General features: G+C 44.1%; 14 protein-coding genes. 12 read left to right on the forward strand and 2 right to left on the reverse strand.

Annotated features, from left to right (window positions below; genetic code table 11):
* The first annotated feature begins 39 nt into the window (after window positions 1-39).
* The 9 genes from ISX59_RS17965 to ISX59_RS18005 all read left to right on the forward strand — a co-directional run bounded on the left by ISX59_RS17965 (window position 40) and on the right by ISX59_RS18005 (window position 18345).
* Window positions 40-1647 (forward strand): thioredoxin domain-containing protein, encoded by a 1608-nt coding sequence (locus tag ISX59_RS17965; RefSeq protein WP_188521031.1) that lies wholly within the window; start codon window positions 40-42, stop codon window positions 1645-1647.
* 82 nt (window positions 1648-1729) lie between these two features.
* The gene (locus ISX59_RS17970) at window positions 1730-1978 is read left to right on the forward strand and encodes a hypothetical protein (protein ID WP_122130695.1); all 249 of its coding nucleotides are present in this window, start codon (window positions 1730-1732) and stop codon (window positions 1976-1978) included.
* Window positions 1979-2074: 96 nt separating this feature from the next.
* A complete protein-coding gene (locus ISX59_RS17975; RefSeq protein ID WP_220576127.1) occupies window positions 2075-3241 on the forward strand; it encodes a thioredoxin-like domain-containing protein in 1167 nt (388 codons plus the stop codon).
* Window positions 3242-3370: 129 nt separating this feature from the next.
* Window positions 3371-5188 carry a right-handed parallel beta-helix repeat-containing protein gene (locus tag ISX59_RS17980; RefSeq protein WP_220576128.1) on the forward strand — a complete coding sequence of 606 codons (1818 nt, stop codon included), beginning with the start codon at window positions 3371-3373 and terminating at the stop codon, window positions 5186-5188.
* Window positions 5189-5200: 12 nt separating this feature from the next.
* Window positions 5201-6328 carry an acyltransferase family protein gene (locus ISX59_RS17985; RefSeq protein WP_220576129.1) on the forward strand — a complete coding sequence of 376 codons (1128 nt, stop codon included), beginning with the start codon at window positions 5201-5203 and terminating at the stop codon, window positions 6326-6328.
* Between the two features lie 45 nt (window positions 6329-6373).
* Complete coding sequence (locus ISX59_RS17990; RefSeq protein ID WP_220576130.1) at window positions 6374-9421, forward strand: glycoside hydrolase domain-containing protein; 3048 nt, start codon at window positions 6374-6376, stop codon at window positions 9419-9421.
* Window positions 9422-9515: 94 nt separating this feature from the next.
* Window positions 9516-12005: a glycoside hydrolase N-terminal domain-containing protein gene (locus ISX59_RS17995; protein WP_220576131.1), complete on the forward strand. Its 2490-nt coding sequence runs from the start codon at window positions 9516-9518 to the stop codon at window positions 12003-12005.
* 1037 nt (window positions 12006-13042) lie between these two features.
* A complete protein-coding gene (locus ISX59_RS18000; protein WP_220576132.1) occupies window positions 13043-16303 on the forward strand; it encodes a TonB-dependent receptor in 3261 nt (1086 codons plus the stop codon).
* Between the two features lie 14 nt (window positions 16304-16317).
* The gene (locus tag ISX59_RS18005) at window positions 16318-18345 is read left to right on the forward strand and encodes a RagB/SusD family nutrient uptake outer membrane protein (RefSeq protein ID WP_005781777.1); all 2028 of its coding nucleotides are present in this window, start codon (window positions 16318-16320) and stop codon (window positions 18343-18345) included.
* A 228-nt stretch (window positions 18346-18573) separates the two neighbouring features.
* Here ISX59_RS18005 and typA read toward each other — a convergent pair whose 3' ends face one another.
* A complete protein-coding gene (gene typA / locus ISX59_RS18010) occupies window positions 18574-20373 on the reverse strand; it encodes a translational GTPase TypA (protein WP_005811760.1) in 1800 nt (599 codons plus the stop codon).
* Window positions 20374-20528: 155 nt separating this feature from the next.
* Between typA and rpsO the strand changes: the two genes are divergently transcribed.
* The 3 genes from rpsO to ISX59_RS18025 all read left to right on the forward strand — a co-directional run bounded on the left by rpsO (window position 20529) and on the right by ISX59_RS18025 (window position 23217).
* Window positions 20529-20798, forward strand: coding sequence for a 30S ribosomal protein S15 (gene rpsO, locus ISX59_RS18015; protein ID WP_005781774.1), 270 nt, complete (start codon window positions 20529-20531; stop codon window positions 20796-20798).
* A 158-nt stretch (window positions 20799-20956) separates the two neighbouring features.
* Complete coding sequence (locus tag ISX59_RS18020) at window positions 20957-21532, forward strand: helix-turn-helix domain-containing protein (protein WP_005781772.1); 576 nt, start codon at window positions 20957-20959, stop codon at window positions 21530-21532.
* A 35-nt stretch (window positions 21533-21567) separates the two neighbouring features.
* Window positions 21568-23217, forward strand: coding sequence for an AMP-binding protein (locus ISX59_RS18025; protein WP_032535413.1), 1650 nt, complete (start codon window positions 21568-21570; stop codon window positions 23215-23217).
* A gap of 57 nt (window positions 23218-23274) precedes the next feature.
* Here the strand turns inward: ISX59_RS18025 and ISX59_RS18030 are convergent, their stop codons facing one another.
* The gene (locus ISX59_RS18030; protein ID WP_005822395.1) at window positions 23275-24843 is read right to left on the reverse strand and encodes a PAS domain-containing protein; all 1569 of its coding nucleotides are present in this window, start codon (window positions 24841-24843) and stop codon (window positions 23275-23277) included.
* Window positions 24844-24984 lie beyond the last annotated feature (141 nt).

Below are 24984 nucleotides of genomic sequence, written 5' to 3' on the forward strand. Positions count from 1 at the left end.
ACTGTCATTCTGAGTTCTCTAAGTAAAAAATGGAAGGGTATGACCAGCATACCCTCCTATTTTTCTATAAATCACTATATCAAATTAAGCATGAGGAACAATATACTATCGCTCTTTCTAAAAGAGCTAAAGGTCAAAAACACAAACTCCTTCTCTGAGACTCTTTTTGAGGAGCACCCTTATAAATATAGTTTATATGGATTATCCAAGATGTTATCAGTTTACCAGATACCTAATGCCGGGTTTAAACTCAGGGAGAAAAATATAAGCCGACTGACTCCTCCCTTTATTGCACACATAGGCAGTGACTTTGTGATTGTCCGAAAAATAGACTCAAAATCGATAGACTATATATGGAAGGGAGAACAAAGCCATTCCCCTATAGAAACATTCAATGAAGTATGGTCAGGAGTCGTTTTAGTGGCAGAACCAGATGAGCAATCAACAGAGCCAGATTACAAAAGACATCGGACAAAAGAAATTTTACGTATCATACAAAGAAACATTCTATGGTTACTCTTGTCAGCAGGAGTATTACTACTATGCATTCATCAGAATATCACTCATTCATTCGGGCTATGTGCCCTGTTTGTTACTAATTTAGCAGGTCTATACATCAGTTATCTATTACTACTTAAACAAAGCCACACCGAAAGTGAATATGCTGACAAAATCTGCTCTTTATTCCATCAAACAGATTGTAACAATATACTGGAGTCCGATGCTGCCAAAATCGGAGGTGTGCTTAGCTGGAGTGAAGTTGGATTAGGATACTTTATTTCTAATATAACTCTTCTAATATGTTATCCGAGTTTGATCTCCTACTTGAGCATTATCAACATTTGTGCACTTCCTTATACTTTATGGAGTGTATGGTATCAATATAAAATAGCCAAACAGTGGTGTGTACTATGTCTATTAGTACAATTATTGCTTTGGGTCCTGTTCACCATTAACATAAGTACAGGGCTAATTCAACAACCGGATTTTTTAATATCTCACTTGTTTGCGGTCTGTATCATCTATGCATGCCCTCCGTTATTAATCAATTTATTAACAAGCACGATTACAAAAGCAAACAAACTACAGTCTGTAACCCAGGAATTGAATAGTATAAAAAATACAGACGAAGTGTTTTTAGCGATATTGAAAAAACAGCCTTATCATACGGTAGACCACTCAACCTCTCAAATTATATTTGGAAACCGCAAAGCGCGGTTAGGCATCACAATATTAACCAATCCACATTGTGAACCTTGTGCTAAGATGCATAAAAGAGTAAATAAATTATTGGAAACTGCCGGAGATAAATTGTACGTCCAGTATGTCTTTACTTCATTCAACGATAGTTTACAAGACAGCAATCGCTTTTTGATTGGTACTTATCTGCATAGTGGTGAAAAGGCAGCAATGAAGATTTACGATGACTGGTTCGAAAAAAACAAGTATAAATCGAAAGAAGTGTTTGAGAAAGCGGAGTTCGAATTGAATGCAACAGATATAAATGCTGAAACAGAAGAACATAAGAAATGGAAAACAGAGAATCATTTGACAGCAACCCCTACCATCCTAATAAATGGCTATCAGCTGTCTGATAAATATAAGATTGAGGATCTGGTATCTTTTACAGATATAGATATTCACTAATCCTACCTGCACAACCCAAAAGAGAACTATAACAGTAGATTTCATTTAGTAAACAAATTATTAACAATTAAAAAAAGAAATTATGAAAGCATTAAAGAGATTCGTTCTTAAAGAAGAACAAGAATTGAACGAGTATGAAATGAAAATGATTACCGGAGGTACAGCTTACACTGACTGTAAACTAAACGAAGGGGAAAAAGCATGTGTTAAAGAGAACGCAACATGCTTGACTAAACTTTTAGGAATTGCAGTTACCGGAGAATGCCGTTTTCACGGAAGCAACTTATTAGGCTCAAAGCCAGACTGTACATGCATTGCAGGCATTGATTAAATCAACAATGACTAACTTAACATATTATTCTTGTACGGTTTGTTAACTGGCAATTAATAAACCATACAAGAATAATAAAAAAACATCCCACAGATTATGACCAGAATTTATCTTTTATTTTACTGCATTTTCATCTGCTTGCAAAGTAATATGGGCCAAGACTCTATTTATAGAATAAAAGGAGTGATCGATCCCCTATATGATCATAGAAAAGTTACTTTAATCGTTCCTATAGATGGAAAAGCAACAAACATTGATTCTACCTTTATAAAGAATGGGACATTCTATTTCGAAGGTAAAGAACGTAGAGAGAAACCGTTGACCGAAATAGTGATTGACTCTTATTTTTCAGCTGATTCCGGTAGAGAAATCAACCTCTTTCTGGAGCAAGGGACTATTGACCTCAAAGTAGACCCGACTTATAATTGGTTAGGCTATCAGGTTCAAGGTACCCCACTAAATGATCTATACCAGATATACCAGGACTCTTCAGCCTATTACATTCAAAAAACAGTCGATATGTACAAACGAAAGGAAGGAGGAAGTCGCACCGAAACCGGACTTAACATAATACCGGGAGGGGCTCTGGAAGCAGTCTACCGACAGTGGGGAGTATTCACCATGGACTTTAAAAGAAAAAACATACATAATCCCGTAGGAGAAGCTGTTTTTAAAGAAGAACTGAGGGAATTCAGAATGTATGAAAGAATCTGGGACCATTACACAGACAGTTCCTTCAATATATTATATGAACAATGCCGGCAAGAAGTGAGAGAATCCCCGGAGGTCCTAAAATATATCAAAAGGCGTGATAAAGACAGAGAACTGGAAAGAATACAGCTTAATACACTCGGCAAAAAGATGGAGGATGCCGTCCTCTGTGATACCTTGGGAAACGATATTCATTTACTTGACATTGTTGGTAAAGAAGAAGCTGTACTGATCGACTTATGGGCTTCCTGGTGCCATCCTTGCATGACATATATTCCCGTACTAAAAGCAATCCATGAATTTGGGAAAAACAATCATCTGAAAGTAATAGGAATCTCTTTGGATGACAATATTCAAAATTGGATGCACGCGATACACAAAAAAGAGATTCCCTGGCAGAATTTCAGGATGAAAGATGGAGAGACCTTTAAAGCATTCGCCAAGAAATATGGAGTTTATGGCATTCCTTATTTCATATTACTCGACAAAAAGGGAAGAATACGAACCATTCCCAATCTTCCCACCGAAGAAGAGTTGAAAAATTTAGAATAACAAATAGTGAGAGTCAGTTACCGGTACAGATATTGTATTTATCGGGAAAAATTATATACCTTTAGATCCCTCAATAGTTTCCGTCACTGATCTTATTAAATAATATATAAAAACGAGAGATTAAATACCATGAAAAAGTATCTGCACATCTTATCCGCATTTTCTTTGCTTTGCGCTACCGCCTATGCGCAACAGAAAGATACCATCTACATCACCGATTTCGGAGCAACCCCGTACTCGTACGAAAACTGCGTTACGCAAATACAGGCAGCTATTGATGAATGTAAACGTACAGGAGCCAAGGTGCTTTCACTCCCCAACGGACGCTATGACATCTGGCCCGAAGGAGCTACCCGCAAAGAATACTTCATTTCAAATACATCGACAGAACAGGAATGCCCTTCGAAAGTAAAGACTGTGGGACTGATGCTGGACAAAATCAATGACCTGACCATCGAAGGAAACGGAGCCACACTAATGTATCATGGAAAGATGACAACCCTTGCTCTGGAGCATTGTAACCACATAAGAATCAACAACCTGCATATCGACTTTGAACGGCCGGCAGGTTCTGAGGTTCAATATAAGAAAGTGACCGAAGGAGAAACAGAAGTATCCGTACACCCCGACACACGCTATGAAATCGTAAATGGAAAAATCAACCTGTATGGCGAAGGATGGCGTTCAAACAAGAATCATTGCATCGAATACGACCCGGATACGGAATCTTTCACATACAGCCAAGGATGGAATATACTGGCAAACTCTGCCGCCCAAGAGATTTCTCCCGGAATCATTCGTTTTACAACCCCGGCAGGATTCACGCCTAAAGTGGGAAATACGCTGACCATTCGTGATATAATCCGTGACCAGGTAGGGCTTTTCATACTCGAAAGCAAAGACATTACACTAAGCAGAGTGCAAATGCATTATATGCATGGGTTAGGCATCGTCAGCCAGTATACCGAGAATGTAACGATGGACAGAGTCAGGTGTGCCCCCCGCCCGGGAAGCGGCAGGCTACTGGCAGCCTCAGCAGACATGATGCACTTTTCAGGATGCAAGGGAAAAATTCTTATCGATAGCTGTTATTTTGCCGGAGCGCAAGACGATCCGGTAAATGTGCACGGGACCAATCTGAGAGCCATTGAAAAAGTAGATGCGCAAACACTCAGATTACGATTTATGCACGGACAAAGCTATGGGTTCAACGCTTATTTCAAGGGAGACACAGTGGCTTTTGTCAGGGCGGCTACCATGGAACGCTTTGCCCGGGCAACAGTCCGGAATGTAGCACGAATATCAGACAGGATATTGGAAGTTCGCTTTGACCGGGATATACCGACAAGTATGGAACTCAACCATGATTGTATAGAAAACATGACTTGCACGCCGGAAGTGGAGATACGTAACAGTTACTTTACACGAACCAGTACAAGAGGTACTTTGGTTACTACTCCAAGAAAAGTAGTGATAGAGAACAATACGTACTACAAAACAGGAATGAGTGCTATCCTGATCGAAGCTGATGCCGAGGGATGGTATGAATCGGGACCGGTAAAAGATGTATGGATCAAAGGGAATACTTTCATAGACTGTGCCTACAACGGAGGTCCGGGGCATGCCGTCATCGCCATACATCCTTCCAACAAAATCGTTGATGCCTCGCATCCGGTTCATCAGAACATCCGTATCGAGAACAATACTTTCAAGACATTCGATTGTCCGGTACTCTATGCCAAAAGTACGGCAGGACTCTTATTCAGGAATAACACCATTACCCGTACACGAACCTTCCCCGCCACATCCGGCAACCCGTATACCTTCTATCTGAACGGCTGCAAAAATGCAGTGATAGAAAGCACCGTGTTCGAAGGAGAAGTGTTGGGGCGGAACATAAAAACAGAAAACATGAAAAGAAACCATCTGAAAACAACGCTTAAATAACCCACCCGACTTATGAACAAACCTTTATCGAACACCCCGTCCCGCTTGGCGTCACTGGACATTCTGCGAGGATTCGACCTCTTTCTACTCGTCTTTTTCCAACCGGTGTTATGGGCATTGGCACACCAACTCAACACTCCCTGGCTGAACAGTATCCTTTCTCAGTTCGATCATGAAGTGTGGGAAGGGTTCCGCTTCTGGGATCTGGTGATGCCCCTTTTCCTCTTCATGACAGGAGCTTCCATGCCCTTCTCTTTCTCGAAGTTTAAAGACGATCCGGATAAGGGTCCCATCTACCGTAAAATCATCAGGCGTTTCATCCTGTTGTTTATTTTCGGAATGATTGTACAAGGCAATCTGTTGGGCCTCAACCCCAAATACTTGTATCTATATTCCAATACCCTGCAAGCCATTGCCACAGGCTATCTGATTGCAGCCATCATCCTGTTGCATTGCAGCTTCCGCCGGCAACTGATCGTTACTGCCCTGCTATTATTAATCTACTGGGCCCCAATGACCTTGCTGGGGGACTTTACACCGGAAGGAAACTTTGCCGAAAAGATAGACAAGCTGGTATTGGGACGTTTCCGTGACGGGGTATATTGGAATGAAGACGGTACCTGGAACTTCTCTCCGCATTATAACTACACCTGGATATGGAGCAGCCTCACCTTCGGAGCTACCGTAATGCTGGGTACTTTTGCCGGAAAGATAATGAAAGCCGGTAAAGATAACCGCCGGAAAGTAGTACGGACATTGCTGGTGGTCGGCATAGCCCTGGTGGCTTTCTCGCTGGTATGGAGTCTGCAAATGCCGATCATCAAACGGCTGTGGACAAGCAGCATGACACTTTTCTCAGGAGGACTTTGCTTTCTGCTGATGGGTGCCTTCTATTACTGGATAGACTATAAAGGACACAGCCGCGGACTGAACTGGCTGAAAATATATGGAATGAACTCAATCACAGCCTATGTTTTAGGGGAGGTGGTCAACTTCCGCTGCATAGCAGCATCTGTCAGTTACGGATTAGAGCAATACCTGGGCGGTTATTATCCGGTATGGCTCAGCTTTGCCAATTATCTGATTGTATTTCTTATTCTGAGGATCATGTATAAACAGAAGATATTCCTGAAGATCTAATCACATACAAGCAGACAGAGCGTTTAACAAACAATCTTTATAAGTATGAAAAGACATGTACTATCACTCGCACTCCTGCTGCTTATGGCAGGAGGCACAGGGCTGATAAAAGCCCAAAAATCGCAGAACTATCTGTACGAAGTTCCTTCCCGCCCGTGGGAAGAGTCCTTCGGAAATCACCGGGCCGTACTGCAAATAGAAAAACCGGCACAAGTCGTGACTCTCGACTTTGAATGGCGGCGTCCGGATAAGGATGTGGACAACAAGCGGTTCCTGATTATCCATGCAGCAACCGGAGATACCGTCCGCAACATCCGCCGGATGGAAGTGAACAATGAACACTGCCGTCTGCAATTCGGTCCGGTAGAGAAAGAAGGTACTTACTACTTCTATTACTTGCCCTACCGGGTACAAACAGGATATGGGTTCTATGGCGGCGGATACCTTCCGAAAGAGAGTACACCGGACACAACCTGGCTGATCCAAGCCCAAACGACCCGGAGAAACCCGCAAGCCACAGTGGTAAAAGTTGAGGCACGACAGGCTTTCGACAGTTTTTACCCGATGGAAATAGCCTCCACGGCAAAAGAGAAAGAGAACTACATCAATCGGAACAAAGCTGCACTCTATCTGTTTGCAGAGGACCGCAGATATCCCATCCGGATGCGCAACGACCTCCCCACTAAATGGTTGACACATAAACAGGGGGAGCTGTTTCGAGGAGAAGCAGCTCCCAATGAATACTATACTTTCCAAATCGGAGTATGGGCTGCCGGAAACAAGGCCGACCGGATCGGTTATCAGGCTTCTTCCCTCCGGTGTGGCGAAGAAATAATTCCGGCAACCGCCATCACTTGTTTTAATGTGGAAGGTACAGACCCTTACGGAAAGACCTTCAAGAAAGAAGTAAACGTAGCCGAAGGAAAAGTGCAGGCCCTTTGGTTTGGAATAGATATTCCCGGAGGACAGAAAGAAGGCGTTTACACGGGCACTATCACTATCAGCAATGCCGCCGGAGCGCAAGGTACAATCCCCGTAAGCATACGGATCACGGGGAATCCACTGCCCGACAGAGGGGACAGTGAATTGTGGAGATACAGCCGCCTGAGATGGTTGAATTCAACCTTGGGCATTACCGACACCCCCACTGCTCCTTACACAGCTATGACGATGGAAGAAAACCGTATCGGATGTCTGGGACGCACCATAACGGTGGACGAAACCACAGGATTACCGGCACAAATACGTTCGTGGAATAACGATGTGCTGAGTAGTCCCGTACAGTTTGTGATACAAACGGACAGCGGAGTGAAAGAACTGAAAGCAGGCCCCCAACTGACGGAACAGACAGCAGGCCATGTCGCAGGAAGTTGGAGAGCCGAAGATGAAGATGTAGCCGTAGACTGCAAAGCAATCATGGAGTTCGACGGATGGATGAATTATATATATACCATTACCCCTAAAAAGCGAATAGAGGTGAAAGATATCCGTTTGGTATTGCCGGTCAGAAATGAAATAGGAACTTACTTCCTGGGCATGGGTCTTCCGGGACAAGCCACTCCTCAACAGTATGACGGAAAATGGGATGCCCCCGAGAAAACGGTGAATAATTTCGGAGTGTCTATCCCCACATCCAAAGAACAACAATGGTTATGGCCATTCGACAGTTTCTGGATCGGAAACGAACATGCAGGTATCCACTGTGAATTCAGAGGCAGCACCTACAGCGGTCCGCTGTTGAATCTGTATCGTCCGGCCTATCCGGAAAGCTGGTTTAACGGCGGTAAGGGCGGCTTCTCTATACGGAAAGAGGCTGATGGAGTGAAAGCCGTGGCATATAGCGGAGCACGTACGCTGGAAACCGACCAATCCATTACCTTCGACTTTGCCATGATTGTCACCCCGGTAAAACCACTGAATATGAAAAGTCAGTTCACGGACCGCTATTATCACAATGGCCCCAAACCCACACCGACACAGGCGGACATCGACGCAGGAGTACGCATCATCAACGTCCATCAGGGAAACGGCTACAACCCGTTTATCAACTATCCCTTCCTGACAGTCGATAAGATAAAAGAATTCACCAAAGAGTGGCATGCCCAGGGATGCAAAGTAAAGATATACTATACGCTGCGCGAACTAAGCAACGCTACCGCCGAGATATGGGCCATCCGCAGCTTGGGACATGAAATACTGAGAGGCGGAGACGGCGGAGGATTCCCTTGGTGCCGCGAACACTTCGTAACGGATTATACGCCGCAGTGGTACGAACACTTTGACTATACCAACGAACAGGGTATCACGGCCGATGCATCCATACTAACAGCGGAAGGAGACTCCCGATGGTACAACTACTATATAGAAGGACTACGTTGGATGGTACAGAACCTGGATATCGACGGTATCTATCTGGATGACGTTTCCTTCGACCGCCGTATCCTGAAACGAATGCGCCGGGCAATGGAAAGCGTAAAACAGGGATGCCTGATCGACTTGCATTCGAATACTGGATTTTCCAGGGGACCTGCCAATCAATATACGGAGTTCTTCCCGTATGTAGACAAACTATGGTTCGGCGAGAGCTTCCTTTATGATAAAATGACTCCGGCCAACTGGCTCGTAGAGTCATCAGGTATTCCGTTCGGACTAACAGGCGACATGCTGTACAGAGGAGGTAACGCATGGTTGGGAATGCAATATGGAATGACCGTTCGTTATCCATGGTATACGGAAGGAGTCAACTGCGATCCGCGACAGGTATGGAAGGTATGGGATTCATTCGGCATTGCAGATGCCGCCATGCTCGGATTCTGGGAAGAACACCCGGCCGTCTCCACATCCGACGAAGCTGTCAAAGTCACTGCCTACCGCAAGCCGGGAAAAGTCCTGTTATCCTTAGGTAATTATTCGGATGAAGTGAAGACCGTAAAGCTGAACATAGACTGGGAACAGACAGGGCTGGATCCACAACAGGTGAAACTCATGGCACCCGGGATTCCGGACATGCAACAAGCCACTGAATGGGACATTAACGCTCCGATTGTGACAGCTCCCCGAAAAGGTTGGCTGATCTATATAATCCCAAAGTAAACATTTTATAGTCTGCACAAGATTCAAGGTTTTTCTTTATCTTTGTGCAGACTATGATCAACCAATACTAACTAATCCTAATAACACCAAAAACATGAAGAAACTTTACTCACTTCTCTTCACTGCCTTGTTTGCCCTGCCGGCTGCACATGTCCATGCTACCGATTACACACAAGGGCTCTCCATCTGGTTCGACACACCGAACACACTGCAAGGAAGAGCTATCTGGTACGGAAGCCGTCCCGACCTTTGGAAAGGCGAGAGCAAACCGGAAAGTGCAGGAGACACAGCCAGAAACCCGGATGCCAACTGGGAGTCACAATCTTTACCGATAGGAAACGGAAGCATCGGTGCCAACATCATGGGCTCGATAGAGGCAGAGCGCATCACTTTCAATGAGAAAACTCTCTGGAGAGGGGGACCTAACACCTCAAAAGGAGCAGAAGCCTACTGGAATGTGAACAAGCAATCGGCACACGTACTGGACGAAATACGCCAGGCCTTCAGCGAAGGAGACCAGAAGAAGGCTGCAATGCTGACACGTAAAAATTTCAATAGCGAAGTGCCTTACGAATCGAATCGTGAAAAGCCTTTCCGCTTTGGCAACTTTACCACTATGGGAGAATTTTACGTAGAAACCGGGCTGAGTGCTGTGAACATGAGCGGTTACAAACGTATTCTCTCACTGGACTCGGCACTGGCCGTAGTGCAATTCAAGAAAGATGACGTAGCCTACGAGCGCAGTTACTTCATTTCCTATCCGGCCAATGTGATGGCAATCCGTTTCAAGGCAGACCGTCCGGGCAAGCAAAACCTGACTTTCAGCTATGCTCCCAATCCGGTGTCAATGGGAAGTATGACAACCGATGGCAATAACGGACTCACATACACTGCCCACCTCGACAATAACGGTATGCAGTATGTTGTACGCATCCATGCCACCACTAAAGGCGGAACATTGTCAAACGCAGACGGAAAAATAACCGTAAAGGACGCGGACGAAGCAGTATTCCTCGTCACTGCGGATACGGACTATAAAATAAACTTTGATCCGGACTTCAAGAATCCCAAAACATATGTAGGAGTAAACCCTGCCGAAACCACCCGCCAATGGATGGACAATGCCGTAAGCATGGGATATGATGTATTGTTCAAGCAACATTATGATGACTACGCTACCTTGTTCAACCGGGTGAAGTTGCAGTTGAATCCGGATCAGCAAAGTGCCAATCTGCCTACAGCCAAGCGTTTGCAAAACTACCGGAAAGGACAACCGGACTTTTATCTGGAAGAACTCTATTATCAGTTCGGACGCTACCTGCTTATCGCCAGTTCGAGACCGGGTAACATGCCTGCCAACCTGCAAGGTATCTGGCACAATAACGTAGATGGACCATGGAGAGTGGACTACCACAACAACATCAATATACAGATGAACTACTGGCCGGCTTGCCCGACTAACCTCAATGAATGTACACTTCCGTTGGTGGACTTTATCCGTACACTGGTAAAACCGGGACAGAAAACAGCACAGGCTTACTTCGGAACAAGAGGATGGACCGCATCCATTTCAGCCAATATCTTCGGATTTACCGCCCCGCTCGAAAGCGAAGATATGTCGTGGAACTTTAATCCGATGGCCGGTCCCTGGCTGGCAACACACATCTGGGAATATTATGATTATACCCGTGACAAGAAATTCTTAAAAGAAACCGGATACGATTTGATTAAGAGCAGTGCTCAGTTTGCTACTGATTTCTTATGGCGTAAACCGGACGGAACCTATACGGCAGCTCCTTCCACTTCGCCCGAACACGGACCGATTGACGAAGGGACTACCTTTGTGCATGCCGTGATCCGCGAGATTTTGCTGGACGCCATCGAGGCAAGCAAAGTACTCGGAGTAGACAGCAAAGAACGCAAACAGTGGCAAGAGGTACTGGCACATCTGGCTCCATACAAGGTAGGACGTTACGGGCAGCTGATGGAATGGTCGAAAGACATCGATGATCCCAAAGACGAGCATCGTCATGTAAACCATCTCTTCGGACTGCATCCGGGACATACCCTCTCGCCTATCACCACTCCCGACTTGGCTAAAGCCGCAAGAGTGGTACTTGAACATCGCGGTGACGGAGCAACCGGATGGAGCATGGGATGGAAACTCAATCAATGGGCACGTCTGCAAGATGGCAACCATGCTTACAAGCTTTTCGGTAACCTGCTGAAAAACGGTACACTGGATAATCTGTGGGATACTCACCCGCCTTTCCAAATCGACGGGAACTTCGGAGGTACCGCAGGTATCACAGAAATGCTGTTGCAGAGTCACATGGGATTCATCCAATTACTCCCTGCATTACCGGACGCTTGGAAGGACGGAAGTATAAGCGGAATTTGTGCAAAAGGGAACTTTGAGGTGGATATGTCATGGAAAAACGGACAACTTGCAGAAGCCACCGTTTTCTCGAAAGCCGGTGAACCATGTACAGTAAGATATGGCGATAAAACTCTTTCTTTCAAAACAAGCAAAGGCAAAGTTTATAAATTGGCAGTAGAAGCCGATCGCCTGATCGTCAAATAATACTTCATAGTAGGATGATAAAATAATATCCCCGGAGGAAAAATATTTTTCCTCCGGGGATATTATTATTTCGTCACATCGTTATTCCTACTTATAAAAGAAAGTCTTCACACAGTCCCCCATACACACATGCCATTCAGGCTGTATCCAACTATTACTGTTGTTCTACCATATTTTTATAAGATCTACAAAGTATCAAATTTAACATTTCCATTTTAGGGAGGGGTATCATTCCAATATAGAAACGAACAATGCCAAACAAGACAGAAAATCGGAAGAAAAATAAAATCTCAATAAAAAGAATCAAGTAAACAAAAGAAAGTTTCTATAATTAAGAGAATCTCATTGCTAAAATAAAAAAAGAGAAGAAATTTAGTTCTCACGGAACTTATCACATTTAGATCTTTTCTTCAAGTATGCTTTAATCTTCGCCCTATTCCCATTTAATATTTTTCGTTAACACAGGTTATCATGTGTTTATAAACTCACAGTATCTTTTGGCAAAGATGCGATAAGTTTTAATAATACGCAAGAAAACATAATAATATTTTTCATTATCTCTTTTTATAGTACTGCCAATCTATTAAAAACAGATTAGCAATAAATAAAATATATCATCCTATAAGAAGACGGTAGAAAAGAAACTACTTTTTATTTGCGCAATATTCATCATCAGAATAGCATAATTATGTAACCATTTAACATAATCAACTATCTGAACCCTCTGTAACCACTAATACAGGCCCCAACAATAAAGAAAAATAACGAAAGACAAACACAAAAGATAGCTGATGGCAAACTTATTACCTTTTTCCAAGTTCCGTGAGAACTTAACACAAAAAACAAACAGTTAAATCAATAGGGCAACATCGTTCTGAAAGGAATAGGAAAGAAATGACATACATACATTAACCTCTAATAATTGCGCTTATGAAGTAGAAAAAACGAATCCTTTACAAACCTATTCCGGAAATACAATCGAATCCGGAATCCTAAAACAAACTATCAAATTAATGTTTAACCGAACAATTTAGTGTATGACAGAAAAAACTAACCTGTTTCCGAACCTAATCCGGTTTCGAGAAACAAATCGCCTGAAAATGGCAATCGCTGCTTCTATCATGCTATGGTGTGCAACACCTCAGCAAGCGGCAGCCGATACTTACGAAAAACACGAAATCACCACTGTACAACAGCAAAAAGTAAAAGCTACCGGTACCGTGGTAGATCAAAATGGGGAAGCTATGATTGGTGTATCCGTCAAAGTGAAAGACAATGCCACCATGGGAACTATCACCGACCTGAATGGTAAATTCTCTTTTGACGTACCTAAAGGCGCTACACTTGAAATTTCTTACATCGGCTACAAAACCGTAACTGTCAAGGCAGAAGGTACAGTCCTCAACATTACGATGAAAGAAGATGCAGAGGTATTGGATGAAGTCGTTATTGTGGGCTATGGTTCACAAAAGAAAGTGAACGTGACCGGTGCCGTCGGCATGGTCAGCTCCGACGTACTTGAAGCCCGACCGGTACAAAACGTATCGCAGGCTTTGCAAGGTGTAGTCCCAGGTCTGAACCTCTCGGTTGGCAACTCCGGAGGTGCACTGGACAGCTCGATGAGTATCAATATCCGTGGTGCCGGTACTATTGGTGATGGTTCAGGTTCTTCTCCTCTTATTTTGATCGATGGCATTGAAGGCGACCTGAACTCAGTTAACCCGAACGACATCGAAAATGTATCTGTACTGAAAGATGCAGCTTCTGCCTCTATCTATGGTGCCCGCGCTGCATTCGGTGTAATCCTCGTTACAACCAAGAGTGGTAAAAGCGGTAAAGCAAGGGTCAGCTATAACGGTAACGTACGTTTCTCTGACGCACTCTGTGTACCGGAAATGATGGACTCTTATCAATTCGCACAATACTTCAACCGTGCAGCCGAAAATGCCGGTGACTCAGGTCCATTCAGCCAAGAAGCACTCGACCGTATTCTTGCCTACCAAGCCGGAACCCTGAAAGAGACAATGACCATGAACGAACAAACCCGTAAATGGCAGGCTTATGGCGGTGCTAATGCCAATACCGACTGGTTCAAGGAATTCTATAATGACTGGGTTCCGTCACAAGAACACAGCCTGAGTATCAGCGGAGGTACAGAAAAGACACAATATACTATCAGCGGAAGCTTCCTCGACCAAAATGGTCTGCTTCGTCATGGTAGCGATAATTTCCAACGCTATACGATGAACGGTAAAATCACAAGCCAGATTGCTGACTGGTTCACTGTCACTTACTCAACCAAATGGACACGCGAAGACTTTGACCGCCCGTCATATCTGACAGGTCTCTTCTTCCACAACATCGCCCGCCGCTGGCCGACTAACCCGGCTTACGACCCGAACGGACATCCGGTAGACGGCATGGAAATCGAACAGTTGGAAAACGGTGGAAAACAGATCAACCAAAAAGACCTGAACACCCAACAGCTACAGTTCATTTTCGAACCCATCAAAAACTGGAGAATCAACGTGGAAGGTAGTTTACGCACAACGAACACGAACGAACACTGGGATGTATTGCCGGTGTATGCATACAACGCAGATAACGAACCGTACCTGATTTCATGGAACGGCGGTGCACTCGGCCTCTCTCAGGTAAACGAGTATTCATATAAAGAAAACTACTACACGACCAACATCTATTCGGACTACTTTAAACAGTTTGACAGCGGACACTACTTCAAAGTTATGGCCGGTTTCAACAGTGAGCTTTATAAAACCCGTTATGTCCAGGCTCAAAAGAGTACACTGATTTCAAGTTCAGTGCCTACCATCAATACAGCCACTGAAGACCCGAAAGCATGGGGAGGATATGCCCACAATGCCGTAGCCGGTTTCTTTGGACGTATTAACTACAATTATAAAGACCGATACATGGTGGAAGCTAACGGACGTTACGACGGTTCGTCACGTTTCATAGGTGACAAACGTTGGGGATTCTTCCCTTCATTCTCTGCCGGATGGAACGTTGCACAAGAACCATTCTTTGAAAGAATCGCCGAAAAATGCAGCATCAGTACATTGAAACTCCGTGCTTCTTGGGGACAATTAGGTAATACAGATACCAAAGACGCATGGTATCCTTTCTATCAGACTATGCCTACAGGCTCCAATTATGGTTGGTTACTGAACGGTGCATTACCTAACTACGCCAACAATCCGGGCATTGTCAGCATGAAGAAAACATGGGAAACCATCGAAACATGGGATGTCGGTTTAGATTGGGGATTGTTTAACAACCGTTTGACCGGTTCGTTCGACTACTTCGTTCGTTATACTTACGATATGATCGGTCCGGCTCCCGAATTGGCTGCATCTTTAGGTACAGGAGTGCCAAAGATCAATAATGCGGATATGAAGTCCTACGGTTTTGAACTTGAACTGGGTTGGAGAGACCGTATCCAGGATTTCTCTTATGGCGTGAAATTCGTTCTGTCTGATTCTCAGCAGAAAATCCTGAAATATCCGAATGAAGACTACAACATCGGTACTTATTACAAAGGCCAGAAACTCAATAATATCTGGGGATACAAGACAATCGGTATCGCACAAAGCCAGGAAGAAATGGACGCCCATCTGGCAAAAGTAGACCAATCGGCCTTGGGTAGTAAATGGGGAGCAGGCGACATCATGTATGCCGACCTCGACGGTGATGGCAAGATCAGCACAGGAAGCAATAAACTGGGAGATACAGGCGACCGCGTAATCTTGGGTAACAGTACTCCACGCTTTAACTACGGTCTGACTATCGATGCAAGCTGGAAAGGAATTGACTTCCGCGCGTTCTTCCAGGGCATCGGCAAACGTGACTATTGGCTGCAGGGCCCGTACTTCTGGGGATCAACCGGCCTTGGACAATGGCAGGCTGCCGGCTTCAAGGAACATTGGGATTTCTGGCGTCCGGAAGGTGACCCTCTGGGAGCAAACACCAACGCTTACTACCCACGTGTAGCAAGAAACGGCGGTAAGAATACGAATGTACAAAGCCGTTATTTGCAAAACGCAGCTTATTGCCGTCTGAAAAATATCCAGATAGGTTATACTTTGCCCAAAACATGGACAGAAAAGGCAGGCATGTCGTCTGTACGTGTCTATGTATCCGGAGACAACTTGCTTACTTTCTCCGATATCACAGGCATCTTCGACCCGGAAGCAATCGGAAGTACATATGATGCGAACAACGGTAAACTGTATCCGTTGCAGAGAGTCATTTCAGTCGGTTTAAATGTTAACTTCTAAAAAACACCAAGAATATGAAAATTAAAATGAAATATATCGTGGCGCAGGCTTGCCTCGTAGCGGGAGCATCCATGGCTCTGACTTCGTGCAACGACTTTCTGGACAGAGAGCCGCTGGATCAAGTCACTCCGCAAGAGTATTTCCAAACTGCAGACCACCTGGCAGCATATACTATTTCAAAATACAACTCTATGTTCTCAACACATAGCGGATGGAATGCCGGTACGGTAAACAATGATGGCGGTACAGACAACATGGTAGTAGGTGGTTATAACTCTACCTACTATGAAAAAGGGATCTGGAAAGTACCTTCAAACAATGACAACTGGTCCAACGGATTGTCACTGGCCCGCTATTGCAACTACTTCTTCGAACAGGTATTGCCTAAATACGAAGCCGGAAAGATCTCGGGATCAGAAGATGACCTCAAACACTACATCGGTGAAATGTATTTTATGCGTGCATTGGTATATTACAACCAGCTACGCAAATACGGAGATTACCCTATCATCACTGAGGTGCTTCCGGATGATGAAGCGATACTGATTGAAAAGAGTGTACGTCAGCCACGTAATAAAGTGGCCCGCTTCATTCTCGAAGATCTCGACAAAGCCATCGGGTTAATGAAAAACCAAGGCTTCATGAACAACAATCGCCTGAACAAACAGTGTGCTTTGCTGATCAAATCACGTGTGGCATTATACGAAGCTACATTTGAGAAATATCATCAGGGAACAGGCCGCGTGCCGGGTGACGAAACATGGCCGGGAAAGAGCGTACATCCGAATTTCTCACTTGATGTAGCAGCCGAAATCAACTTCTTCCTCGACCAGTGTATGGATGCAGCTTCACAAGTAGCGGACGCTATCACACTGACTGAAAACACAGGGGTATTCAATCCGCTTAGCGACAGCGAATATTCCGGTTGGAATCCCTACTTTGAGATGTTCTCTGCCGAAGATATGAGCGGTTATTCCGAAGTTCTCTTCTGGAAAGACTATCTTCGTTCGGGAAGTATCAACATCAGCCACGGTGCTCCCAACTATATTTATTCAGGTGGAAACAATGGAATGTTGAGAAGCTATGTACAGACCTTCCTGATGGAGAACGGATTGCCTTGGTATGCCAGCAACAGCGGATTTAAAGGCGACAGCAGGGTTCAGGAAGAAAAAGAAGGACGTGACCAGCGCTTGCAACTTTTCTTATTCGGTGAGAAAGACAAGCAGGCTCCGAGAGCCGATGGTGACGGCACTATGCCCGAGTTCGGCGAACCTGCTCTCTTTGAGCTGCAAGAAGTAAGAGATTTGACAGGATATCGCATCCGTAAATGCCTGACTTATAAAAAGGATCAGATTATCTCCGGTTCCGACCAGTCGACCACAGGATGCATCATCTATCGTGGTGTGGAAGCTTACCTCAACTATCTGGAAGCATATTATCTGAGAAATGGCAAGGTAGATGGAAAAGCAGCCCAATACTGGACCGCCATCCGCAAACGTGGTGGGGTGGACACAGATTACGAAAAAACCATCCGCAATACAGATATGAGCAAAGAAGTAGACTGGGCTAAATACTCCGGTTCTACATTGGTAGACGCAACTTTATTCAATATCCGCCGTGAACGTCGTTGCGAATTCATCGGTGAAGGTATGCGTTGGGATGACCTGATGCGTTGGAGAGCTATGGACCAATTGCTCACAACCAAATATGTTCCGGAAGGATTCAACTTCTGGGATGAAGCTTATGATGACTATGTGGCAATGAAAAACGACAAAGGCGAGCCTAAATATAAGATTGTATCAGACGGTAGTTCAACAGCCAATATGTCAGCAAAAGAATTAGGTAAATATGTACGTCCATACTCAATCGTAAAAGCAAATAACGCTGTATTCGACGGTTACACATTCGCTAAGGCATACTACTTGTATCCGGTGCCGATACGGCAGATGGAGCTACTGTCTCCGGACCGTTCAGTCAACAGTTCTGTACTTTACCAGAACCCATACTGGCCAAACAAAACAAGCGAGCCTGCTATCGAATAATAGTTTTCCAATAGGAATCAAAATATAAAAAAGTATTGATTTTTAGTATATAATAAAGTTGTTGTGGTAAGAGATTTATAGCAACTACACAAATTTAAAAAAGGAAAATTGGAAAAAGGGCGTCCGTGAGGATGTCCTTTTTTATATTACATATTAGAAGAACGGTATATATAAGCAAAAAGGCCGCGCAAATTGCACAGCCTTTCATTATATAAATATCCGGAAATATCAGCTCTTGTTAGCGCGTTTACGTTCGTTTTCATCCAAAAGCACTTTACGCATACGCATAGCCTTCGGAGTAACCTCTACATATTCGTCTTCCTTGATGTACTCTAATGCCTCTTCAAGAGAGAACTGTACAGGAGGAATCAAACGGGCTTTCTCATCAGAACCGGAAGCACGCATGTTAGTCAGTTTCTTCGACTTAGTCACATTTACAACCAGGTCTTTTTCGTGAGCATGTTCACCCACTACCTGGCCAGCGTATACCTCTTCCTGAGGGAAAATAAAGAATTTACCACGATCCTGCAGTTTATCGATTGCATAAGCAAATGCAGTACCACTTTCCATAGCGATAATCGAACCATTGGTACGACGTTCGATATCACCTTTGAACGGTTGATATTCTTTAAAACGGTGAGCCATAATGGCTTCACCTGCCGAAGCAGTCAGAACGTTCGTACGAAGACCGATGATACCGCGTGAAGGCATGTCAAACTCAAGGTTAATACGCTCACCGGTATTCTCCATCATGGTCATCTCACCCTTACGGCGAGTCACCATATCGATGATTTTACTTGAATACTCTTCCGGTACGTTGATTGTAAGTTCCTCGATCGGTTCACACTTCACTCCATCTATTTCTTTATAAATTACTTGCGGCTGTCCAACCTGTAACTCGTAACCTTCACGACGCATCGTTTCGATCAAAACAGAAAGGTGAAGCACACCACGACCCGATACTACCCATTTACCGTCTTCTTCACTCTTACGCACGCGCAATGCGAGGTTCTTATCCAACTCCTTGGTCAAACGATCATGGATATGACGTGAAGTTACAAATTTACCATCCTTACCATAGAACGGAGAATCGTTGATGGCAAACAGCATGCTCATAGTCGGTTCATCAATAGCGATAGGCGGCAATGCTTCCGGATTTTCATAATCGCAGATCGTATCTCCAATCTCAAATCCGTCAATACCCACCAAAGCACAAATATCTCCTGAAGAAACCTCAGTCGTTTTCACGCGACCCAGCCCTTCAAAAACATGAACTTCCTTTATTTTAGATTTTACAATACTACCGTCGCGCTTAGCCAAGGATACATTCATACCCTCCTTGAGCGTACCGCGGTGAACACGTCCTACAGCGATACGGCCTGTATATGAAGAATAATCGAGTGAAGTGATCAGCATCTGCGGAGTACCTTCCAATTGTTCCGGAGCAGGAATGTTCTCTACAATACAATCCAGCAAAGGCACAATGCTGTCTGTCTGCTCTTTCCAGTCCGTACTCATCCAGTTGTTCTTAGCCGAACCATAGATTGTCGGGAAGTCAAGCTGCTCTTCAGTAGCATCGAGGCTGAACATCAGATCGAACACCATCTCGTGTACTTCGTCCGGACGGCAGTTCGGCTTATCCACCTTATTAATAACAACAATCGGTTTCAATCCGATTTCCAAAGCTTTCTGTAATACGAAGCGCGTTTGCGGCATCGGACCTTCAAAAGCATCAACCAACAGAATACACCCATCGGCCATGTTGAGCACACGCTCTACTTCACCACCGAAGTCGCTGTGTCCCGGAGTATCAATAATATTAATCTTAGTTCCGTTGTAATTGATAGAAACGTTTTTAGAGAGAATCGTTATCCCTCGTTCACGCTCCAAGTCGTTGTTATCCAGAATTAATTCACCGCTTGTTTGGTTGCCGCGAAACAAGTTTCCGGCTAAAAGCATTTTATCGACGAGAGTCGTTTTCCCATGGTCAACATGGGCAATAATTGCAATGTTTCGAATATTTTGCATAGAATACCTATTATTTGGCGACAAAGGTACAAAAATTGGATTAGAAAAAAGGGATAGTATAGAAAATATTTCCTGCAATTCATTGTGGGATAAAAGATAATGCCTATCTTTGCACGCTCAAAGAAACATTTTATAGATCAATAATTTTATTAATTATGTATTTAGACGCTGCTAAAAAGCAAGAAATCTTCGGTAAGTACGGAAAGTCTAACACTGATACTGGCTCAGCTGAGGCCCAGATAGCTTTGTTTTCATACCGTATTACTCACCTGACTGAGCACATGAAGCTCAACAGAAAAGATTATAGTACAGAAAGAGCTTTGACTATGTTAGTAGGTAAACGTCGTGCTTTGCTCGACTACCTGAAAGCAAAAGATATCACCAGATATCGTGATATCATCAAAGAGCTTGGCTTGCGTAAGTAATCACTTACCGCGAACAAAATTTAAAAGCCGTTTCTTCCATCGGGAAGAAACGGCTTTTATTTTTTACCCTTCCCCTTGCTTGGATATAAAATTTCATTAATTTTGCAGCAAAACGAATTAAATTATAACCTTTTACCAGGAAAATACATTCAAACATTATGGATACAAGTAAAATCGTAGGAGAAAAGATAAAATCACTCCGTGAGAACAAAGGAATCTCAATAGAAGAACTTGCCGAACGCTCGGGACTGGCTATCGAACAGATAGAACGTATCGAAAACAATATTGACCTGCCGTCATTGGCACCGCTTATCAAAATAGCCCGTGTATTGGGCGTACGTCTGGGGACTTTCCTCGACGACCAGGATGAAACAGGTCCGGTTGTTTCGCGCAAAATGGAAGCAACAGACACGATCAGCTTTTCAAACAACGCCATCCATTCGCGCAAACACATGCAGTACCATTCACTGTCCAAGTCAAAAGCCGACCGCCACATGGAACCGTTCATTATCGATGTAGCCCCTACACAAGACAGTGATTTCGTGCTATCTTCCCATGAAGGAGAGGAATTCATCATGGTCATGGAAGGAGTCATGGAAATCAGTTACGGAAAGAGCACCTACTTGCTTGAGGAAGGCGATAGTATCTATTATGACTCCATCGTCCCTCATCACGTTCATGCCTACGAAGGACAGGCTGCCAAAATTCTGGCAGTGATCTATACACCGATTTAATGATCAACGATTATCGCTCCACACATACTAAAAACATGCAACTATACGAAAAAACACTCGGTCAGTGGCTTGAACATTGGGCCGAAACAACACCCGACAAAGAATACATTGTATACTCCGACCGTAACCTGCGTTTCACCTGGAAGCAATTCAACAAACGGGTGGATGACATGGCGAAAGGATTGATTGCCATCGGAGTGGAAAGAGGTACCCATGTAGGCATCTGGGCGGCAAACGTACCGGACTGGCTGACTCTGCTATATGCCTGTGCAAAAATCGGTGCAGTCTACGTGACAGTAAACACCAACTATAAACAAGCTGAACTGGAATATTTGTGCGAGAACTCGGACATGCATACACTCTGCATTGTTAATGGAGAGAAGGACAGCGACTTTGTTCAGATGACCTACAATATGCTTCCGGAACTGAAAACCTGTGAACGCGGACATCTGAAGAGCGAACGTTTCCCCTATATGAAAAATGTGATCTATGTAGGACAAGAGAAGCACCGCGGGATGTACAATACACAGGAAATCCTGTTATTAGGCGATAATATAGAAGACACCAGACTCAATGAACTCAAAGCCGGCGTCGACTGTCACGACGTGGTAAATATGCAATATACCTCCGGAACAACCGGTTTTCCCAAAGGGGTCATGCTGACACATTACAATATAAGCAATAATGGTTTCCTGACCGGCGAGCATATGAAATTCACAGCCGACGATAAACTATGTTGCTGCGTACCTCTGTTCCATTGCTTCGGCGTAGTGTTAGCCACCATGAACTGCCTGACTCACGGCTGTACCCAGGTGATGGTTGAACGCTTTGACCCACTCATCGTACTGGCATCCATCCATAAAGAAAGATGTACCGCACTCTATGGAGTACCTACCATGTTTATCGCCGAACTAAATCATCCGATGTTCGATATGTTCGACATGTCGAGTCTTCGTACAGGCATCATGGCCGGCTCACTCTGCCCGGTAGAGTTGATGAAACAGGTGGAAGAAAAAATGTATATGAAGGTGACCAGCGTATACGGGCTGACTGAAGCAGCTCCGGGTATGACTGCCACCCGCATTGACGATCCATTTGACGTACGCTGCAACACTGTAGGACGTGACTTTGAGTTCACAGAAGTAAAAGTGCTTGATCCGGAAACAGGTGAAGAATGCCCGATCGGCGTACAGGGAGAAATGTGCAATCGCGGATATAACACCATGAAAGGATATTATAAGAACCCACAAGCTACAGCTGAAGTGATAGATAAAAACAACTTCCTGCACTCAGGAGACTTGGGAATCAAGGACGAAAATGGAAACTATCGCATCACGGGGCGCATCAAAGATATGATCATACGTGGAGGGGAGAATATCTATCCGCGTGAAATCGAAGAATTCCTCTATAAGCTTGAAGGAGTAAAAGACGTGCAGGTATCAGGCATTCCGTCTAAAAAGTATGGAGAAGCAGTAGGCGCCTTCATCATTCTGCACGAAGGGGTAACCATGCAGGCATCAGACGTGCAGGACTTCTGCCGTAATAAAATCTCCCGCTACAAAATACCCAAATATATTTTCTTTATTGATGAGTTCCCTATGACCGGAAGCGGAAAGATACAAAAATTCAAACTGAAGGATTTAGGATTGAAACTCTGCGAAGAACAAGGTATCCAGATTATATAAAAACAGACATGATAAGTGATTAACCGGAGAGAAATTCCAAACGTTAATCACTTATCATTATCGCTTCACAGGTAAAGTAAAATAAAAGACAGTTCCTTTGCCCTGTTTGGAACGTACCCAGATTCGTCCGCCCATCTTTTCGACAAGCATACGGCAAATAGTCAGTCCCAACCCTGTGCCTTGCACAAAATCATCTATCTTTCCGAAACGCTGGAAGATCGTAGCCACCCTTTCTGCAGGGATTCCTTTCCCTGTATCCGATACATAAAACTGCACCATATCGGCCTTTTCCTGAAATCCGAAATGAATTTCTCCGGCAGAAGTAAACTTAATGGCATTGGTGATCAGATTGACCAAAATCTGCGAAATGCGCTCCCAATCTCCTTGTATGCATAGCTGCGGATCTACTTCGTCCAACATAAGTCGAACTTCCGGTTTAACCGATTTCACATACAATTCATGCAATTGCAGACAGATATCTTTCAACTTCACAGGATGATAAGAAAGTTCCAAGGAACCGGCCTCAAGTGCAGAAAGATCGAGAATATCATTGAAGAGATTCAACAGGACAGACGAATTGTGCTCTACGATATCGGCATATTGCCGCTTTTCATACTCATCGTCCGCCTCGATAATCAGTTTGGAGAAACCTACAATCGCATTTAGCGGAGTGCGTATTTCGTGGCTCATATTTGCCAAAAACGAAGATTTCATCCGGTCGGCCTCTTCGGCCTTGATCCGGGCCGCTATCAATTCTTTTTCCGTCTTCTTTGTTTCGGTCACATCCCATGACACTCCAATGATATAAGGATACCGTCCTCCTGAAGGAACCACTGTTTTCATGGTGGTCACTGTACGGGCTTCACCACTCATAGTGGTATAAGTTTCCAGATACTCAATGCGCCCCAGCTCCATCGCTTTCAAATCATCTTGCCGGAGACGCTCCGCATCCTTTTTATCCGGAAATATCTCCGCATCTGTACTCCCCACGGCCCTCTCGACAGAGATACCCGAATATTCGGCAAAAGCTTTATTCCAATAAAGATAACGAAAGTCGTTCCCTGTATCTTTCACAAACAAATAGACAGGAATATTATTCAGAATATCATTCATCAACGAATTGAGACGTACGATCTCACTTCGCTGAGCCTCGTTGGTTCTTGCCATTTCAGTCTCTTGTGATACATCACGGCACATACACAACAAATATTGATCATCCAACGGAAAAATACGATTTTCATAATGGTGAAGAACACCGTCCAACGTTAACGAATGTTCGGCTATCGAACTCTTTCCGGTACGAATCACCTTATCCATGTTCTGACGAACACTTTCATAAGCTTCCTCAGGAACAATATCTCTTACATTTGAATTTATAATACTCTCGGCTGTCGTACCTTCAACATGATTCGTAGTAGGTGATGAAGCTAACTCTACTATATTGGCATTATGGTCAAAAACAGTAAGCATATCGGGCAAAGCATCCAAAATCCGGGTACTGTACCGCTCGCGAAACCGTCCTTTTTTAAGAGAGTCGAGTTCAGAAGAGAGCCCCTCTACTTTTTTCTCCAATTTCTCTACAATCTCCAGTAGTTCTTCTTTTGTTTTATGCTCGTAGTATCCCATGGATTTCAGTCTGTTTAAATCTATATTGTTGTATATAGCATTTGATTACTTGCAAATATAATACATAAATCTGAAAAATATCCTACAAATCGAAGTTATTATTGATTAAAAAATCCGATAGCTTTTGCCCTACTATTCAGA

Origin of the sequence: Bacteroides sp. FSHCM14E1 (genome assembly GCF_019633785.1) — a bacterium.
Taxonomy (GTDB): domain Bacteria; phylum Bacteroidota; class Bacteroidia; order Bacteroidales; family Bacteroidaceae; genus Bacteroides; species Bacteroides hominis.

Coding starts and splice junctions, on each gene's coding strand:
- ISX59_RS17965 (WP_188521031.1), top strand. CDS start 40: ATGACCAGCATACCCTCCTATTTTTCTATAAATCACTATATCAAATTA.
- ISX59_RS17970 (WP_122130695.1), top strand. CDS start 1,730: ATGAAAGCATTAAAGAGATTCGTTCTTAAAGAAGAACAAGAATTGAAC.
- ISX59_RS17975 (WP_220576127.1), top strand. CDS start 2,075: ATGACCAGAATTTATCTTTTATTTTACTGCATTTTCATCTGCTTGCAA.
- ISX59_RS17980 (WP_220576128.1), top strand. CDS start 3,371: ATGAAAAAGTATCTGCACATCTTATCCGCATTTTCTTTGCTTTGCGCT.
- ISX59_RS17985 (WP_220576129.1), top strand. CDS start 5,201: ATGAACAAACCTTTATCGAACACCCCGTCCCGCTTGGCGTCACTGGAC.
- ISX59_RS17990 (WP_220576130.1), top strand. CDS start 6,374: ATGAAAAGACATGTACTATCACTCGCACTCCTGCTGCTTATGGCAGGA.
- ISX59_RS17995 (WP_220576131.1), top strand. CDS start 9,516: ATGAAGAAACTTTACTCACTTCTCTTCACTGCCTTGTTTGCCCTGCCG.
- ISX59_RS18000 (WP_220576132.1), top strand. CDS start 13,043: ATGACAGAAAAAACTAACCTGTTTCCGAACCTAATCCGGTTTCGAGAA.
- ISX59_RS18005 (WP_005781777.1), top strand. CDS start 16,318: ATGAAAATTAAAATGAAATATATCGTGGCGCAGGCTTGCCTCGTAGCG.
- typA (WP_005811760.1), bottom strand. CDS start 20,373: ATGCAAAATATTCGAAACATTGCAATTATTGCCCATGTTGACCATGGG.
- rpsO (WP_005781774.1), top strand. CDS start 20,529: ATGTATTTAGACGCTGCTAAAAAGCAAGAAATCTTCGGTAAGTACGGA.
- ISX59_RS18020 (WP_005781772.1), top strand. CDS start 20,957: ATGGATACAAGTAAAATCGTAGGAGAAAAGATAAAATCACTCCGTGAG.
- ISX59_RS18025 (WP_032535413.1), top strand. CDS start 21,568: ATGCAACTATACGAAAAAACACTCGGTCAGTGGCTTGAACATTGGGCC.
- ISX59_RS18030 (WP_005822395.1), bottom strand. CDS start 24,843: ATGGGATACTACGAGCATAAAACAAAAGAAGAACTACTGGAGATTGTA.